Source organism: Bordetella flabilis, assembly GCF_001676725.1.
In the GTDB taxonomy this organism is placed as follows: Bacteria; Pseudomonadota; Gammaproteobacteria; order Burkholderiales; family Burkholderiaceae_B; genus Bordetella_C; species Bordetella_C flabilis.
The window spans coordinates 4,477,307-4,492,987 of record NZ_CP016172.1; the positions used below are offsets into that span (position 1 = coordinate 4,477,307).

Consider the following 15,681-nt stretch of genomic DNA (forward strand, 5'->3'; position numbering starts at 1 on the left):
ATGCGGCCCCGCATGCCGCCTTGCCGCACGCCCTCCCCATCGCAACATCCGCGCGTACCGGGAAAGCGCCTGCCGCGGCGACGAATAACGGGCGCCCGGCGAACTGACAACAAACTGGCATGGATATTGCATTGGTTGTGATGCCGGGCCATCCCGGCACCACAACTCGTGCATGACAGGCAATGGCGCCCCTGACCTGACGGTCCCGGGCGCCTTTTTGTCTTTCGAATCCCGCATATGAATCGCCCGGTGATATCCATGAACGCAGCGCCTTCTATCCGCCCCATGCAGACCCTGGTCGTTATCGGCAATGGCATGGTGGGCCACCATTGCGTCGAACAACTGCTGAACCTGGGCGCGCTCGACCGCTATCGCATCGTTGTCTATGGCGAGGAAAGCCTGCGGGCCTACGATCGCGTCCACCTGTCGGAATACCTGAGCGGCCGCGACGCCGAATCCATGGCGCTGAGCGAGGCGGCCTTCTACGAACGGCCCGGCCTGACGCTGCGCCTGGGCGTCCGCGTACAGGAGATCGATCGCCACCAACGTGAAATCGTCACCGCCGAAGGCCGCCAGCCCTATGACAAGCTGGTGCTGGCCACCGGCTCGTTTCCCTTCGTCCCGCCCGTGGCTGGCGCCGAAGGCACGTCGTCCCTGGTCTATCGCACGTTGGACGATCTCGACATGATCCGCGCCGCGGCGGCAGGCGGGCGCCGCGGCGTGGTGGTCGGCGGCGGCCTGCTGGGCCTGGAAGCGGCCAATGCGCTCAAGTCCCTGGGCCTGGAAGCCCACGTCGTCGAGTTCGCCACGCGGCTGATGCCGGTGCAGCTGGACGACTTCGGCGGCGCGGCCCTGAAGGCACGCATCGAAGCGCTGGGCGTACGCGTGCATCTGTCGCGCGCCACGCAGTCGATCAAGCCGGGCACGCGCTACCGCCACTGCATGCGCTTCGCGGAAGGCGAGCCGCTGGAAACCGACCTGGTGGTGTTCTCGGCCGGCATCCGGCCGCGCGACGGCCTGGGCAGGGCGGCCGGGCTGACCCTGGGCGAGCGCGGCGGCGTGGCGATCGACGACCGCTGCCGCACCAGCGACGAACACATCTACGCCATCGGCGAATGCGCCGTCTGGAACGGCACCGTCTTCGGACTGGTGGCGCCCGGCTACCGGATGGCGCGTACCGTCGCGGCGGAGCTCTGCGGCGGCGAGGCACAGCCCTTCACGGGCGCCGACATGTCGACCAAGCTCAAACTGCTGGGCGTCGACGTCGGCTCCATCGGCGACGCGCATGGCAAGACAGCCGGCGCGGTCAGCTACCGCTACATCGACGAAGCCAACGCCAGCTATCGCCGCCTGGTGGTTTCGGCCGACGGCAAGCGCGTGCTGGGCGCCGTGCTGGTGGGCGACAACAGCTACTACGACACGCTGCTGCAATACGCGCAGAACGGGATCGCGCCGCCAGCCGACCCATCCGGCCTCATCATGCCGGCCGGCAAGGCCGCGCCGGCGCTCGGTCCCGACGCGCTGCCGGCGACGGTGACCATCTGCTCGTGCCACAACGTGAGCAAGGGCGCCATCTGTGCGGCGATAGACGGCGGATGCACGGACCTCGCCGGCATCAAGGCCTGCACCAAGGCAGCCACGGGATGCGGCGGTTGCGCGGGGCTGCTCAAGCAGGTGTTCGAGCACGAGCTATCCAACCGCGGTGTCGCGGTCGATAAAAGCCTGTGCGAGCACTTCCCGTACACCCGCCAGGAGCTGTACGGCATCGTGCGTGTCGAAGGCATCGAAAGCTTCGACGAACTGCTGGCGCGGCACGGGCGCGGCAAGCTGGGCTGCGATATCTGCAAGCCGGCCGTGGCCTCCATCCTGGCGTCCTGCTGGAACCGTCCCATCCAGGACCCCGGCCTGGTGCCCCTGCAGGACACCAACGACACCTTCATGGCCAATATGCAGAAGAACGGCACGTACTCCATCGTGCCCCGCATACCGGGCGGGGAAATCACGCCGGACGGGCTGCTGGCCATCGGCGCGGTGGCGAAGAAGTACCGGCTGTACACCAAGATAACGGGCGGACAGCGCATCGACCTGTTTGGCGCCCAGTTGCATGAATTGCCCGACATCTGGACCGAACTGATCGCCGCCGGCTTCGAGACGGGGCATGCCTACGGCAAGGCCACGCGCACGGTGAAGTCCTGCGTCGGCAGTACATGGTGCCGCTACGGCGTGCAGGACAGCGTCGGCATGGCGCTGCGCATCGAGGACCGCTACAAGGGCCTGCGCGCGCCCCACAAGCTGAAGTTCGCGGTGTCCGGCTGCACGCGGGAGTGCGCCGAAGCCCAGAGCAAGGACGTCGGTGTCATCGCCACCGAGAAAGGCTGGAACCTGTACGTATGCGGCAATGGCGGCATGCGGCCGCGCCACGCGGAATTGTTCGCCACGGACCTGGATGACGACACCTTGATCCGCTACATCGACCGGCTGCTCATGTTCTATATCCGCACCGCGGACAAGCTGCAGCGCACCGCCGTCTGGCGCGACGGGCTGGAAGGCGGCCTGGACTACCTGAAGGCCGTGGTGATCGACGACAGCCTGGGCCTGGGCGCCGAACTGGAAGCCCAGATGCAGCTGGTGGTGGACCGCTACGAATGCGAATGGGCCAATGCCCTGAAAGACCCGGAAAAGCTCAAGCGTTTCCGCACCTTCGTCAACGACCGCAGCCCGGATCCCGACATCCGCTTCGTCGAGGAACGCGGACAGCCGCGTCCGGCCGAGCCGGCCCGGGACCGCGTCATTCCCATCGTCGAGGAGCTCACGCAATGACCGCAACGACATTACCCCGCCGCAACGGGCCCATGTGGCGCCCCGCCTGCACCCGCCGCGACCTGGTTGGCAACTCCGGCGTCGTCGCCCTGGTCGACGGCGTGCAGGTCGCGCTGTTCTACGTCCCGGACGCGGAGGACCAGACGCTATACGCCGTCGAGAACCGCGATCCCAAATCGGGCGCCAATGTGATCGGCCGCGGCATCGTCGGCCATATCGCCGGCGACCTGGTCGTCGCCTCTCCGCTCTACAAGCAGCACTTCCGGCTGCGCGACGGCCAATGCGTCGAGTATCCCGACCAGCGCCTGCGCACCTGGCAGGCACGGTTCAACGGGGACACCGTCGAAATGCGCTGAGCCCCCGGCGCACTGTCCGGATCCGCCAGCCCGATCCTCCAATCCTTGCCCGCGCACTTTCTTATCCCAAACGTTCAGGAAACCCTCATGTCCTACATCGTCCCCTCGGAATTCGTCACCAAGATGGTGGATGCCGGCGAATCCAAGCTGTATATGGCCACCCGCGATGCGCTGATCCGCAGCTACATGGCCGGCGCCATCCTGGCCATCGCGGCCGTCTTCGCCGTTACCGTGACCTCGCAGACCGGCTCCGCCATCCTGGGGGCCGCATTGTTCCCGGTGGGCTTCTGCATCCTTTACCTGATGGGCTTCGACCTGCTTACGGGCGTATTCGTGCTGACGCCGCTGGCGCTGTTCGAAAAGCGCCCTGGCGTCACGTTGAAGGGCATCCTCAAGCATTGGGGCATCGTGTTCGTCGGCAACTTCCTGGGTGCGCTGACCGTCGCGTTCCTGATGGCCATCGTATTCACCTACGGCTTTTCCACGCCGCCCAACAAGGTGGGCGAGATGATTTCCCACATCGGTGAAAGCCGCACGCTCGGCTACAAGGAATACGGCGCGGCCGGCATGCTGACCATCTTCGTGCGCGGCATGCTGTGCAACTGGATGGTTTCCCTGGGCGTGGTTGGCGCCATGATCTCCACCAGTGTCAGCGGCAAGGTCATCGCCATGTGGATGCCGGTGATGCTGTTCTTCGCCATGGGCTTCGAGCACTCCGTGGTCAACATGTTCCTGTTCCCCTCCGCGCTGATCATGGGCGGCCAGTTTTCCGCCATGGACTACCTGATCTGGAACGAGATCCCCACCGTGCTGGGCAACCTGATCGGCGGCATATCCCTCACCGGCCTGACGCTTTATACGACGCACATGAAGACCGCCCCCAAGCGCGGCTTCAACTAGCAAGCTGGCGCCCGCACAGGAAACGCGCATGGACATGCCGCAGCGGGACACCGCAGCCGCCCTGCGGGTGGCCGTCGGCCAGCATTCGGATCGCGGACGCAAACCGGCGAACCAGGACTTCCACGGGCTTTGCATCCCGCAGGAACCCCTGCTGGGGGCCAAGGGCATCGCCGTCGCGCTGGCCGACGGCATCAGCAGCAGCGAGGTCAGCCACATCGCCAGCGAGACCGCCGTGGCGAGCTTCCTGGAGGACTATTTCTGCACGCCGGAAACCTGGTCCGTGAAGAAGTCCGCCCAGCGCGTCCTGGTCGCCGCCAATGCATGGCTGCACGCGCAAACCCGGCAAAGCAGGCATCGCCACGACAACGACCGCGGCTACGTTTGCACCATCAGCGTGATGGTGCTCAAGTCGGCCACGGCCCACATCCTGCATGTCGGCGACGCGCGCATCCACCGCCTGCGCGACGGCGCGGTGGAACAGCTTACCGACGACCATCGCGTGTGGGTGTCGCGCGACAAGAGCTACCTGGGACGCGCGCTCGGGCTGGCCCAGCATGTCGAGATCGACTACCACACCCAGCCGCTGGAGCTCGGCGATGTCTTCGTGCTGGCGACCGACGGCGTGTATGAATACGTCGATTCGCAGGCCATGCTCGACGCCGTCGCCATGCACCGGAATGACCTGGACGAGGCCGCGCGCCGGCTGGTGGAGCTGGCGTGCGCGGGCGGCAGCACCGACAACCTGACGGTGCAGATCGTCCGTATCGAGGCGCTGCCCGGCCCGCGCGCCGACGAGATCGGCCGCCGTTCCAGCAGCCTGCCCTGCCCGCCGCTGCTCGAAGTGGGCCAGGTGTTCGAGGGCTACCGCATCCTGCAGGCGCTGCACGCCAGCAGCCGCAGCCATGTATACCGGGCCGAGGATGCCGAGACCGGCGCGGCGGTGGTCATCAAGATACCGTCGCTGGACATGCGCCACGACCCCGCCTACCTGGAACGGCTGCTGCTGGAGGAATGGACGGCTCGCCGCATCGACAGCCGCCACGTGGCCAAGGCGGCGCCTGCTACGCGCCGGCGCAACTACCTGTACACGGTTGGCGAATACGTCGAAGGCCGCACCCTGACGCAATGGATGTCCGCGAACCCAGCGCCCGCCACGGATGCCGTGCGCGCCATCGTGGGCCAGATCGCCAAAGGGCTGCAGGCCTTCCACCGCATGGAGATCCTGCACCAGGACCTGCGGCCGGACAACATCATGATCGATGGCGCCGGGACGGTGAAGATCATCGACCTGGGTTCGGCCAGGGTGGCCGGCGTGCTGGAATTCGCGGCGCGGGAAGATCAGCCGCCGATGCTGGGCACCGCGCAATACGCGGCGCCAGAGTATTTCCTGGGCGAGACAGGTTCATTCGCCTCGGATATCTACTCGCTGGCGGCGATTACCTATCAAATGCTGACGGGTCGGCTGCCCTACGGAACTGAGGCCGCCAAGGCTCGCACGCTTGCCGCGCAGCGCAAGCTGGCCTATGTATCCGTAATGGACAAGGACCGCGACATACCCGCATGGATGGATACGGTGCTCGGCAAGGCCCTGCATCCCGATCCGCGAGCGCGTTACCAGGAATTATCGGAGTTCACCTATGCGCTGGACCATCCGGAGCAAAGCGTCGCGGACCGCAGAGCCACACCCCTCATCGAGCGCAACCCGCTGCTGTTCTGGAAAAGCCTATGCCTGGTCCTGGCCATCGCCGTGCTGATCCTGGCCGCCTACCGTTGAGCGCGGCGATGCCGGGGCCCCTTCTTGCCACCATGCATTGATGTCTTGTCGTCTGTCCTGCGATACTGCCCACCACGGCACATAGCCTGCTACCCGCCATCATGTCCAACGACCCCACCCCGCCACCCCTGCGCCTGCTGATCGCGGCGCGCCGCTGCGAATTGCGCGGCCTCGAAGTGCTGGCCGGCACCTGCGAACTGGTCGCGCAGGTCAGCGAACTGGTGCATGCGCTGCAGAAGGAGCGAGGCTACTCCAACCTGTATCTGTGCAGCGGCGATGCCGCGCTCCTGCCGACGCTGGCGACGCTGAGGACCGAGGCCCAGCACATCGAAGAGAAGGTGCGCGCCTTCCTGGCCGGCCTGGAATCGGACGCCGACACCACCCCAGACAAGGCCCGGCTATTCAATGGCATCGCCTATGCGCTGTACCGGCTGGACGCGCTTCCCGGCTTGCGCGCCCGCATCGGCGAGCGCCATGTTCCGGCGGAGGAAGCCGGCGAAATCTTTACCGTCCTGATCGCCAGCCTGCTGGCCGTCGTCTTCGAAGCGGCCGATTCGGCGCTGGACGCGGCCGTCACCCGCACGCTGGTCGCGCTGCTCAACTTCATGCAGGGCAAGGAGCTCAGCGGGCAGGAGCGGGCGTACGGCGTGATGGGCTATATGGATGGCTATTTCACCGAGAACCGCAAGGCACGCATGCGGCAATTCGTTGACGCCCAGGCGCGCTGTTTCGGGACATTCGAGCAGTACGGCCCCGAAGAAGCGCTGGCCTGCTGGCAAGAAATGCGTGGCAAGGACGACCGCATCGTCCGCATGCGGCAGATGGTCCAGCAGACATCGGACAGCGCACGCGTGGACGCGCGCCTGGCGCAGTTGTGGTTCGACATCTGCACGGAACGGATCGACGCCATGCGCACCGTCGAAAGCGGGCTCGCCGACGCGTTGTCCCGGCAATGCCGGGCCCGCATCGCGGCGATGCGCAAGGAATTGCACAACCACCGTTCGCTGCTGGACCGCTTCACCGACCATGCCGGCGGCACGATGCCGCCCATGCTGTTCAACGTGCAGGGCCGTATCCTGGACACGCCACCGGCCGACGGGGTCGGTACCGACATGGCGCGTTCCCTGCTGGACATGATGCGCGAACAGACCCTGCGCATGCAGCAGGCCAACGATGCCCTTGTCCAGGCGCGGGGCGTGCTCGACGAGCGCCGGCGCATCGAGCAAGCCAAGTGGCTGCTGGCCAGCCATTACCGGCTGAGCGAGCAAGCCGCGCACGACAAACTGCAGCGCGCCGCCATGGACAGCGGCCTGCCCCTGGCGGATGTCGCCGCCCAGGTGCTGGACGAACTCGGTACGCGCGCGGGGTAGCGATGCGCGGGGGCGCCGGCCACGCGCATCGCCGCGCGCCGCGACTGGGGCATGTCCGGCAGCACCAGCGGTGCCGCCGCGGCCAGGCCAGGCGCGAGAGCGACGGCGACGCGCGCAGCGATCCGCCTGTCCGGACGCCCTCAGGCGCCCAGGTAGTCGTCGTATCGCAGGCCGGCCTCCCCGGCGATGCGCCTGAGGTCGGCCAACGTCTCCGTTGCCAGCGTCAGGCCGCTCGCGCGGTTTTGCCGATCCGCCTGGGTTTCCATTTCCCCGGGGTAGTACACCTGCTTGTGGCCGGGCGCCACCGGCACATCCTTCAGCGACGCGATGTAAGCCTCCATGCGCGCATGGAACTCCGTCACCGGCATGAAGGCTGCGACATTCAGCGCCAGCAAGAAATGCCCCGCGCCGCTGCGGTTCACCGGGTCGTAGGGGCCATGGACACCGTCCAGAAACTCGCTGCCCGACAGCACGCCGGACAGCACATCCACCATGACGCCCATCACATAGCCTTTGTGTCCCGCCATGGGCAGGATGAAGCCTTCCAGCGCCGCGCGCGGATCGGTGGTGGGATGGCCCTGCCTGTCGACGGCCCAATGCGCCGGAATCGACTCGTGGCGGTTATTGGCGAGGTAGATCTTGCCGCGCGCCACGCCGGAATTGGCCATGTCCATGACCATGGGCGCATGGCGGCCCGCGGGCGCGGCGATCGACCATGGATTGGTGCCGATCTTCTTCTGCAGCCCGCCCCAGGGCGCCATATTCGGCCCGGCGTTGCTCATGAGCATCATGATGCAGTCCTGCGCGGCGCCGATGCGCGTGTAGTACATGCAGGTGCCGAAGTGGTTGGAATTGCGTACCGACACCATGCCGACACCATGCTGGCGCGCACGCCGGACGGCCTCGTCCACCGCACGGCGGGCGATGACTTGCCCCACGCCGTCGTTGCCGTCCAGCACGGCCACGGCACCGGCGTCGACGGCGATGCGGCATTCCGTTCGCGCTTTCATCGCGCCGGATCGCAGGCGTGCGTAGTACCAGCCCAGGCGCAGCATGCCGTGGGACTGGTGGCCCCACAGATCCGCTTGCACCAGGGTATCCGCCGCCAGGGAGGCATCCTGCGCCGGCACCCCGGCGCTCTCGTAGACCGCCTGGGCGAACGCCTTCAAACGATCCGGATCGATTGGGGCCTGCGTCGAGGCAGTCGTTGACGACGCTATATCGCTCATGTCGGTTTCCTTCGGGCCCTCATTGTGAGATGCGATCCAGCCCTCGGCCGGATAGTAGACCATCGGCACCGCTTCAGCGATGACGTGCGCGGTGCGCGATGGAACCGTTCTATGCGCCCGCTATCGCCCGGAATGGCAGCGATGCCACCCCGAACCCTCTGGCACATTTGGCTTGCTTGAATGCGTCGCCGCGCTGTTACCCGGTTTGTTTGCGACGTTGCTGCCCCACAAGATGTGGCCGTGGGTCCTGCAGCGGCACGGTGCGGGGAGGATCTCGCTCTTCACGCTGCCGCGGCCGATCAGCGGGCTGTGGGCCGCCGCCGCGGCCTTCGGCGAGCACCTTGCGCCGATGCAGTGGGTCGGCGTGGCGGCGAGGCGGATGGGACTGGGCATCCATCAATCAGCTGGCGGCACGGCGCTAGCCGCCTTTACCGCCAGATGCCACGGTGCCCGCCCACGCCGCCAGCCGGCATACCTCGCGGTCCATAGCTCCGGCCGGTACCGCGCGCTGGAATTGCCCGGCGCCGGGCCGGGCAATCCCGTCAATCCAACATATCGGCGGGCAGCTTGCCGCCGTTCTCGGCCAGCTTGCGCATGACCTGTTTGTGGAGCCAGATGTTCATGGCGGCGGAGTCGTCGGTGCTGCCGCTGTAGCCCAACTCCGCGGCAAGCTCCTTGCGCGATGCCAGGCTGCTGTCAAGCCCCAGTAGTTTGAGCAGGTCCACGATTGAAGTTTTCCAGTTCAGCTTTTCGGGATGCTGGGCCTGCATCGCGCTAAGCACGGCTTCGACATCGACCGGCGCAGCTCCGGAGGGAGCAGTTGCGGCGGGAGCGCCTGCCGCCGGCTGTGCCGCGGCAGGCGCTTGCGGGATCGCGGCCGACGGGTCTGCAGCGGTGGTTTCGGCCTTGTGGCGGGAGGGAAGAATCTTGCTCAGGATGGCACTGAAGATGCTCATGGCTTGACTCCAAGAAGACGGCGCGAACGCCGTTTTGCGAGATGGCTCCCGGGGCGCGATGCCACCGGACGCAGGACGAGTTCCCAGCATACCGCAGCCAAACGCGCTGCTACCGGCCATCAGCGGCGCAGGCATGCACATGGCGGGCGCTTCATCCTTCAAGTTGATGACCGCCACGTACCGCCATCCTTCAGGGCATCGCGCAGCCGAGACAGCAGGCGCCGCAGTTCCTGCGCGGGCATGAACAGCGGTGCTTCGGCCCGTGGTGCTCGCGGCGAAGCCCTGCCGCCACACCGGAGCACAGCACGATTCCGACGGCCGGATGACGCCAGGCAGGGTACTTGCGTCCCCGGTTGTTTTCGAGGTAGCCGAGCGCCCGGGATTCCGCCCATTCCATGCATCCCTTGATACGGAACCGACCATGACTTCCGACATGCCGCACCATCCCATCCTTGGCCTGATCGGCTGGCTTGTGGCGGGCTTCGCCGCGGCCGCGGCGGGCGCTATCGCGTCCGCCAACGCAGGGGACTTCTACGGCCAGCTTGTCAGACCCGCGTGGGCGCCATCCGCGGGCGTCTTTGGCCCGGTCTGGTCTACGTTGTATGCCGTGATGAGCGTGGCGGCGTGGCTGGTATGGCGTGAGGGCGGCTGGCGCAGGCGATTTGGCCTTCTGATCCTTTTCCTGGTGCAGCTGGCGGTCAATGCGCTATGGAGCTGGCTGTTCTTCGCCTGGCACCTTGGCGGCTGGGCTTTCGCCGAAGTGTGCGTATTGTGGGTGCTGATACTGGCCACGCTCGTTGCCTTCTGGCGCGTGCGGCCATTGGCAGGCGCGCTGCTCATTCCGTACCTGGCCTGGGTAAGCTTCGCGACGGTTCTGTGCTATCGGGTCTGGCAGGACAATCCGAACCTGCTCGGGTAACGGTTCACAGTGCGCCGCGCGCACTTCCGGGGTTGCGCGCGCGGGACATAAGCCGCCCCGCCAATGGCGGTCCCGGCGGCCCGCCTTCGCCCTCCCCTATACTTGGCGAATGAGGGGATGCAGGACACGCTTATGAACACGATGGACGATCGCGTACGCGCGCATCGGGTCAGCCGGCACAGCCGCGGCTGCACCGCTGCCTCGCCTGGCGCGCCGCAAGGGAGCACAAGGTGGACGGTGCCGTCGTCCGCGTAACGCTGTCCCTGATCGGCCCCGGCATACTCCTGATCTTCGGCATCGCCTTCGCGGCCACCTGGTTCATGGATCGCAAGCGGGGCTATCTGCTGGACCTCGCCGCCGGCTGCTGGCTCTTCACCTTCGGTGCGGCGTCCCAGATCCTGTACCTGCCACCCGGCGCCGGCGCGAACGCCGTGGTTTCCGGCACTCTCTACAGCGCGGCGGTGCTGCTCACCGCGCAGGGCCTGCTGCGGCGGGCACAGCGGCCGGTTCCCGGCTGGGTGCTCGCTTCGCTGCTGGCGGTCTTCGTGATGCTTATCGCTTACTACTTCTATGTGGACCGCAACGTACTGGCGCGCGTCTACATCCAGAACTTCGGCTATGGCCTGGTGTTGTTCGCCACGGCAGTGCGGGCGCGGCAATGGCGGCGCGGGCGGCTGGTCGATCGGGTCCTGTTCTGGATCCTTCTCGTATTCGCATTGCAGTTCTTCCCGCGCACGCTGCTGACCATCGGCTTTACCGCGCCGGCCACCGCCCGCGCATTCGCCGATTCGGTGTTCTGGCAAACCCTGCAGCTTTCACTGGCGGTGCTGGGCACGGGCCTGGCGCTGACCATGCTGGCGGCCTGTGTCGCGGACATCATCGAGGACCTGCGCCGGGAACGCGATGCCGACGGGCTGACCGAGTTGCTGAATCGTCGCGCCTTCCAGGAACGCGTCACGGCGCACTTGCGGACGATGGCAGCCGCGACGGGGCGGCGCGGCACCGCAGCCGGTGGCGCGCCGCAACGGTCGCCCGGGGCGTTGGTGCTGTGCGATGTGGATCACTTCAAGGCCATCAACGACCGCCATGGGCACGCCGCCGGCGACAAAGTGCTGCGAGGCATCGCCAACGTACTGCGCTGCACGACTCGCGCCAACGATATCGTCGGACGCCTGGGAGGCGAGGAATTCGGCATCTTCCTGCCGGGGGCGGCAGTGCAGGAGGCATGCGCCTTCGCGGCGAGGCTGAAGGAAGAGATCGCCGGCTGCGAATTCATGCTGGGCGGGGCAAGAGCGTTTGTCACCGCCAGCTTCGGCGTATCGGATACACAGGGCGCCGACAGCTGGGAGGCCCTCTACCGTCGCACGGACGCCCTGCTCTACGACGCCAAGCGAAACGGCAGGAATCGCGTCGTGGCCCGGATTGACGGCGCCCGCGCACTCAGCAGTGTCGCGCCGTCGGGATGAACGGTTCGGCACCCATCGGCGGACACCGCGAGCAAACAGTCAAGCCGTGACCTGGCCAGATGGAAGGCCAGGTCACGGCATCGATGGCTGCATGCGGCGTCATGGAAACCGGCGGCGCGGCAATGAGCATGCAACCATCACCGGGCGCTCGGGCGTCAGGCGATGGAGGCCCGGTAGATGCCTTCTATGCTGCGATCCAGCATGCCGTTGAATTCCTCGTCCGACTGTTGCGCCGTCAATCCTTCCGTGAGCGCACGGCTGAAGCTGGCGATCACACCGGGGTTGCGGGCCAGGCGCGCATTCGCATCGTCGCGACTGTAGCCGCCCGACAAGGCCACCACCCGCACGACGCGCGGGTGCGCAACCAGCTCCTTGAAGTATCCATCGACCGTCGGCAGCGTCAGTTTCAGCATTACCCGCACGTCCGCCGGCAGCGCATCCAGGCGCTTCAGGAAACCCTGCTTCAACAATTCTTCGGCCTGCTGTTTATCCGGCGCCTTGATCGACACCTCCGGCTCGAGGATGGGAACCAGACCCGCGTTGAAGATTTGCCGGCCCACCTCGAACTGCTGGTCCAGCACCGCGTCGATGCCCTTGGCGTTCGCGCCGTTGACCACGGAACGCATCTTGGTGCCGAAAATGCCCTTGGCAACCGCGCGCTTCAGCAACTCGTCCAGGCCCGTAATGGGTTTCATCAGCTGCACGCCGTCCGCCTCGGCGGCGAGGCCCTTGTCCACTTTCAGGAAAGGGACCACCTGCTTGCGCGTCCATAGATAGGTCGCGGCGTCCATACCGTCGAACTGCCGGTCCATGGTCATTTCGAACAGAATCGCCCCCAGGACGCGCCGGCCATCGAAGGCCGGGCTGGTCACGATGCGCGTACGCATCGCGTGCACCAGATCGAACATCTGCGCTTCGCCGCTGTAGGCCGACTCCTCGATGCCGTACTGCTTCAAGGCCTTCGGGGTACTGCCGCCGCTCTGGTCCAGCGCGGCGATAAAACCCTGGCCTTGCGCCATCTTGGTCAGTTGTTCCTGGTTCATCTATTGCCTCCTGATCAGCATGAAAACGGAAATGGTGATAATCCTGCGCGCCAGCCAGGCCAACCCCTTCTGGCGCCCAGGCGAGAGCTTACCGTGAGCCGCGGCCCCATGGTGGATCGTCCGCCCGTACTCGTACAAAAGACGGATACAGATGATAAAACGCCTTACATAGGAGAAGCGGGCACGCGTGCGGAAACGGGACGGGCGGCCCCGGGGGCGGCGATCAGGACACGAGCGTAGCTGGTTCAAGCGGGCGCGAATGCGATGCGAGCGCGATAGCGGGGCTGCAAGGGCTCATTCCGGCATGCCGGGAGGACGTTCCGGGATGATGTCGACCTCGCGGTATTCATCAATGGCGTTGTCGCTACCGATGTACAGTTGCCCCGCGTACTGGTACAGCACCATTGCACCGCTGGTGGTGCCGACGAATGCCTGGCCGGGAATGACCATCGGTTGATTCGCGCGGCCATGCTCGCGGTTGCATGGAAACCATGCGGCGTGGACCCCGGCGGATTTCACATGGGCCGATCGACGAGGCCCCGGGGCGCCAGGTCACGCGAAAAGTCCGAGGCCATCGCCCCCAATGGCCAGCCAGTGCTCAGCAAGGCAAGGGCTACGCGATCTCGCTTGATAGGTGCATTCCATCTCCATTGCTGCGTCATCCGCAATGGCGCCACGGCGGAACAGCGCGCCGGAGCAGCGCTCAGTGACAAGGAAGGAAATGCCGGCTCCGCCATTCGATCATGGGGCTTGCGATCTCGCGAGCATCCGACGCAAACGCGTCATGGCGGTTCGGCCAGGCATGCACCAACTGCGTTCGAGGCGTACCCGGCGCCCCTGCGGCCGCCATTCGTGCCAATGACGGAATAGTAGTTGTGGTGGTCGAGACGGTTGCAGGGACGCGAGCCATGACTCATTCAAGAATCAGTTTTGGGAACCTGCGGGGCTCTCGCCCTTCCAGCACGTCCCGCCCCCGGGCGGTGTCCGCATAGATCCGACCATAAACGATACGGCCGTCCTTTACGCGGAACAGAAAGCAATGCTCGTTCTGCATCGAAAATCCCGCCTTGGTCCTGGCACGCGCGACTACGGGCACGAATATGTAGTCCTCCGCTCGCAGCACCGCGTGCGCGTCGTAGTCGAAGTATTCGTATTCCTTGTAGACATGCGCCCAGAAAGCCAGGAACTCCTTCTTGCCCCGATACGTGCCCCCATACGGCAGCGAGTCGGAGAACTCGAATACGACGTCGTCCGCCAGCGCGTCGACAAGGTCCGCCCTGTCGTTACGCTCGAAGCCGGTAAAGGCCTTCCGGCAGGCGTCAAGGATCTCGGAATCGGTCATCAGTTATCTCCTCTGAAGCTTCGATGTAAGTGCGTGGACTCACGGCATTATGAGCAAGTACTCATATTTGGACCAAAAAAAGCGGGGAACCCCCGCATATGGCTACTTTCCTGGATCTGCGCAATGTTGCATGCCAGCTGTGTTCTCCGCCCATGGGTCGAACCCGCTCCTCAGCACCAGCCGTAGCTCACGGCGCAAGCGCTCGGCCCGTTGCTTCCCGAATCCACATTCAAAACGGGACTGGACTTCGTTCCACAGCGGGAACGCCTGTTTGTAACGGGACAGGCCCAGCTTGGTAATCGTCGCCAGTTTCGCGCGGCGGTCTTCTCCAGCCACCAGTCCTACCAGTCCATCCCGTTGCAGCAGCTTCACGTTTGTTGACAAGGTGGTACGGTCCATCGCCATACGGTCTGCGAGGTCGCCGATCGTCATGGGGCCATGCTTGGCGAGCTGATAGAGGATCGAGAACTGCGTAATACGCAGATTCGCTGGCGCAAGGGCTTGGTCGTACACCGCGGTGACATAGCGCGATGCCCGCCGCAGCGCGGTGAAATTACACAGCCCATCGATGCTGACCAAGCTTTCGTCACTTCCGGACATCCCACGCACTCCGTATCGTCCAAGGGTGTCCAGAATATACGCTCACCTGCTCATAAACGCCAAAATCAGATATCCCCGGGACGGAGGAAGCCCACCAGAACGCGCCCCAGATCTGCGGGTTGCTCTACGTGCGGCCAATGACCGCTCTCGCCTACAAACGTCAACCGGGCGTCTGGAAACCGCTTCTCGTGGATGGCCTGTACCAAGGCAGCTGGAATGACGGGATCCTGCGCGGCACCGATCAAAAGGACCGGACCGGTATACGCGCAAGGACGCACGCCTGCGCCATCGCCTGCGGTAAACGCGTCGTAGTATCCACGCACCGCCTCCACACCCATCAAACCAGCCGGATCGGGCTCCAACAACGCCGATGGCCTCTTGACGGAGAACTGCATCCGGATCTCCCGCTGTGCGGCGGCGTTACCCCCGCACTCGCGCAGCATATCCCGCACGCTGTCGGGGAGCACATTTCCCTCTAGAGGCGTGGGCGTAATCAGTACGAGCCGATCCACGCTTCCAGGCATGCGCGCGGCCGCCAGCTCGGCGATCTGGGCGCCCATGCTATGGCCGACGAGCGCCAACCGCCCATCGGCCTGTCCAAGCACGTCCAGCACATCCTCGACAGCTTGCGACAGGGTATAGGGCCCGCCGGACCCCGACCGCGCGCCTGCCCCACGAAGATCGGGCGCTACACACTTCACACCATATGCGGCCAGTTGCTCGATGAGCGGCCTCCACGTTGCGCCATTGTCCAGAAACCCGTGGATCAAAACTACCGTAGGTACCGCGTCGGCGACGAGGCGAGCGTCGTCATCGTTGGGCAAAGCACCGCTGTCCTGCTCGGCATGCATGTCCATCCCCTGTGTCCGAATCGCTTGTCATCCGGCGTCCGTACGCCTATTATGA

Annotated in this window: 14 protein-coding genes; 7 read left to right on the top strand and 7 right to left on the bottom strand. The window is 65.6% G+C overall.

From position 1 onward, the window contains the following. Window positions 1–258 precede the first annotated feature (258 nt). The 5 genes from nirB (at window position 259) to BAU07_RS19925 (ending at window position 7,220) form a co-directional block, all read left to right on the top strand. A complete protein-coding gene (nirB, locus tag BAU07_RS19905; protein WP_066665581.1) occupies window positions 259–2,820 on the top strand; it encodes a nitrite reductase large subunit NirB in 2,562 nt (853 codons plus the stop codon). Beyond that, complete coding sequence (nirD, locus tag BAU07_RS19910; protein WP_066661413.1) at window positions 2,817–3,176, top strand: nitrite reductase small subunit NirD; 360 nt, start codon at window positions 2,817–2,819, stop codon at window positions 3,174–3,176. Before nirB ends, nirD begins: the two co-directional genes overlap by 4 nt. 87 nt (window positions 3,177–3,263) lie before the next feature. After that, on the top strand, window positions 3,264–4,076 hold the full coding sequence (locus tag BAU07_RS19915) for a formate/nitrite transporter family protein (RefSeq protein WP_066661415.1): 813 nt from the start codon (window positions 3,264–3,266) through the stop codon (window positions 4,074–4,076). Window positions 4,077–4,104: 28 nt separating this feature from the next. After that, window positions 4,105–5,850 (top strand): bifunctional protein-serine/threonine kinase/phosphatase, encoded by a 1,746-nt coding sequence (locus BAU07_RS19920; RefSeq protein WP_066661417.1) that lies wholly within the window; start codon window positions 4,105–4,107, stop codon window positions 5,848–5,850. A 101-nt stretch (window positions 5,851–5,951) separates the two neighbouring features. Next, window positions 5,952–7,220 (top strand): nitrate- and nitrite sensing domain-containing protein, encoded by a 1,269-nt coding sequence (locus tag BAU07_RS19925; protein ID WP_066661419.1) that lies wholly within the window; start codon window positions 5,952–5,954, stop codon window positions 7,218–7,220. A 140-nt stretch (window positions 7,221–7,360) separates the two neighbouring features. Here the strand turns inward: BAU07_RS19925 and BAU07_RS19930 are convergent, their stop codons facing one another. After that, on the bottom strand, window positions 7,361–8,449 hold the full coding sequence (locus tag BAU07_RS19930; RefSeq protein ID WP_066665582.1) for an Ldh family oxidoreductase: 1,089 nt from the start codon (window positions 8,447–8,449) through the stop codon (window positions 7,361–7,363). 542 nt (window positions 8,450–8,991) lie between these two features. Next, window positions 8,992–9,405 (bottom strand): DUF3597 domain-containing protein, encoded by a 414-nt coding sequence (locus BAU07_RS19935; protein WP_066661420.1) that lies wholly within the window; start codon window positions 9,403–9,405, stop codon window positions 8,992–8,994. Window positions 9,406–9,826: 421 nt separating this feature from the next. Between BAU07_RS19935 and BAU07_RS19940 the strand changes: the two genes are divergently transcribed. Both BAU07_RS19940 and BAU07_RS19945 read left to right on the top strand, forming a co-directional pair. Next, window positions 9,827–10,324 carry a TspO/MBR family protein gene (locus tag BAU07_RS19940; RefSeq protein WP_066661422.1) on the top strand — a complete coding sequence of 166 codons (498 nt, stop codon included), beginning with the start codon at window positions 9,827–9,829 and terminating at the stop codon, window positions 10,322–10,324. A 230-nt stretch (window positions 10,325–10,554) separates the two neighbouring features. Beyond that, window positions 10,555–11,790, top strand: a complete 1,236-nt coding sequence (locus BAU07_RS19945; RefSeq protein ID WP_066661424.1) for a GGDEF domain-containing protein — start codon at window positions 10,555–10,557, stop codon at window positions 11,788–11,790. Window positions 11,791–11,945: 155 nt separating this feature from the next. On the opposite strand, the gene BAU07_RS19950 is transcribed toward BAU07_RS19945, so the two are convergent. The 5 genes from BAU07_RS19950 to BAU07_RS19965 form a co-directional block, all read right to left on the bottom strand. Continuing rightward, window positions 11,946–12,833 carry a fructose bisphosphate aldolase gene (locus BAU07_RS19950; RefSeq protein WP_066661426.1) on the bottom strand — a complete coding sequence of 296 codons (888 nt, stop codon included), beginning with the start codon at window positions 12,831–12,833 and terminating at the stop codon, window positions 11,946–11,948. Between the two features lie 294 nt (window positions 12,834–13,127). Continuing rightward, window positions 13,128–13,352 (bottom strand): hypothetical protein, encoded by a 225-nt coding sequence (locus tag BAU07_RS27245; RefSeq protein ID WP_232338172.1) that lies wholly within the window; start codon window positions 13,350–13,352, stop codon window positions 13,128–13,130. Window positions 13,353–13,746: 394 nt separating this feature from the next. Then, window positions 13,747–14,175, bottom strand: a complete 429-nt coding sequence (locus BAU07_RS19955; protein WP_066661428.1) for a nuclear transport factor 2 family protein — start codon at window positions 14,173–14,175, stop codon at window positions 13,747–13,749. 102 nt (window positions 14,176–14,277) lie between these two features. Beyond that, window positions 14,278–14,775: a MarR family winged helix-turn-helix transcriptional regulator gene (locus BAU07_RS19960; protein ID WP_066661430.1), complete on the bottom strand. Its 498-nt coding sequence runs from the start codon at window positions 14,773–14,775 to the stop codon at window positions 14,278–14,280. A 65-nt stretch (window positions 14,776–14,840) separates the two neighbouring features. Beyond that, window positions 14,841–15,632 (bottom strand): alpha/beta fold hydrolase, encoded by a 792-nt coding sequence (locus tag BAU07_RS19965; protein ID WP_066661432.1) that lies wholly within the window; start codon window positions 15,630–15,632, stop codon window positions 14,841–14,843. Window positions 15,633–15,681: the final 49 nt, after the last annotated feature.

Coding starts and splice junctions, on each gene's coding strand:
- nirB (WP_066665581.1), top strand. CDS start 259: ATGAACGCAGCGCCTTCTATCCGCCCCATGCAGACCCTGGTCGTTATC.
- nirD (WP_066661413.1), top strand. CDS start 2,817: ATGACCGCAACGACATTACCCCGCCGCAACGGGCCCATGTGGCGCCCC.
- BAU07_RS19915 (WP_066661415.1), top strand. CDS start 3,264: ATGTCCTACATCGTCCCCTCGGAATTCGTCACCAAGATGGTGGATGCC.
- BAU07_RS19920 (WP_066661417.1), top strand. CDS start 4,105: ATGGACATGCCGCAGCGGGACACCGCAGCCGCCCTGCGGGTGGCCGTC.
- BAU07_RS19925 (WP_066661419.1), top strand. CDS start 5,952: ATGTCCAACGACCCCACCCCGCCACCCCTGCGCCTGCTGATCGCGGCG.
- BAU07_RS19930 (WP_066665582.1), bottom strand. CDS start 8,449: ATGAGCGATATAGCGTCGTCAACGACTGCCTCGACGCAGGCCCCAATC.
- BAU07_RS19935 (WP_066661420.1), bottom strand. CDS start 9,405: ATGAGCATCTTCAGTGCCATCCTGAGCAAGATTCTTCCCTCCCGCCAC.
- BAU07_RS19940 (WP_066661422.1), top strand. CDS start 9,827: ATGACTTCCGACATGCCGCACCATCCCATCCTTGGCCTGATCGGCTGG.
- BAU07_RS19950 (WP_066661426.1), bottom strand. CDS start 12,833: ATGAACCAGGAACAACTGACCAAGATGGCGCAAGGCCAGGGTTTTATC.
- BAU07_RS19955 (WP_066661428.1), bottom strand. CDS start 14,175: ATGACCGATTCCGAGATCCTTGACGCCTGCCGGAAGGCCTTTACCGGC.
- BAU07_RS19960 (WP_066661430.1), bottom strand. CDS start 14,775: ATGTCCGGAAGTGACGAAAGCTTGGTCAGCATCGATGGGCTGTGTAAT.
- BAU07_RS19965 (WP_066661432.1), bottom strand. CDS start 15,632: ATGGACATGCATGCCGAGCAGGACAGCGGTGCTTTGCCCAACGATGAC.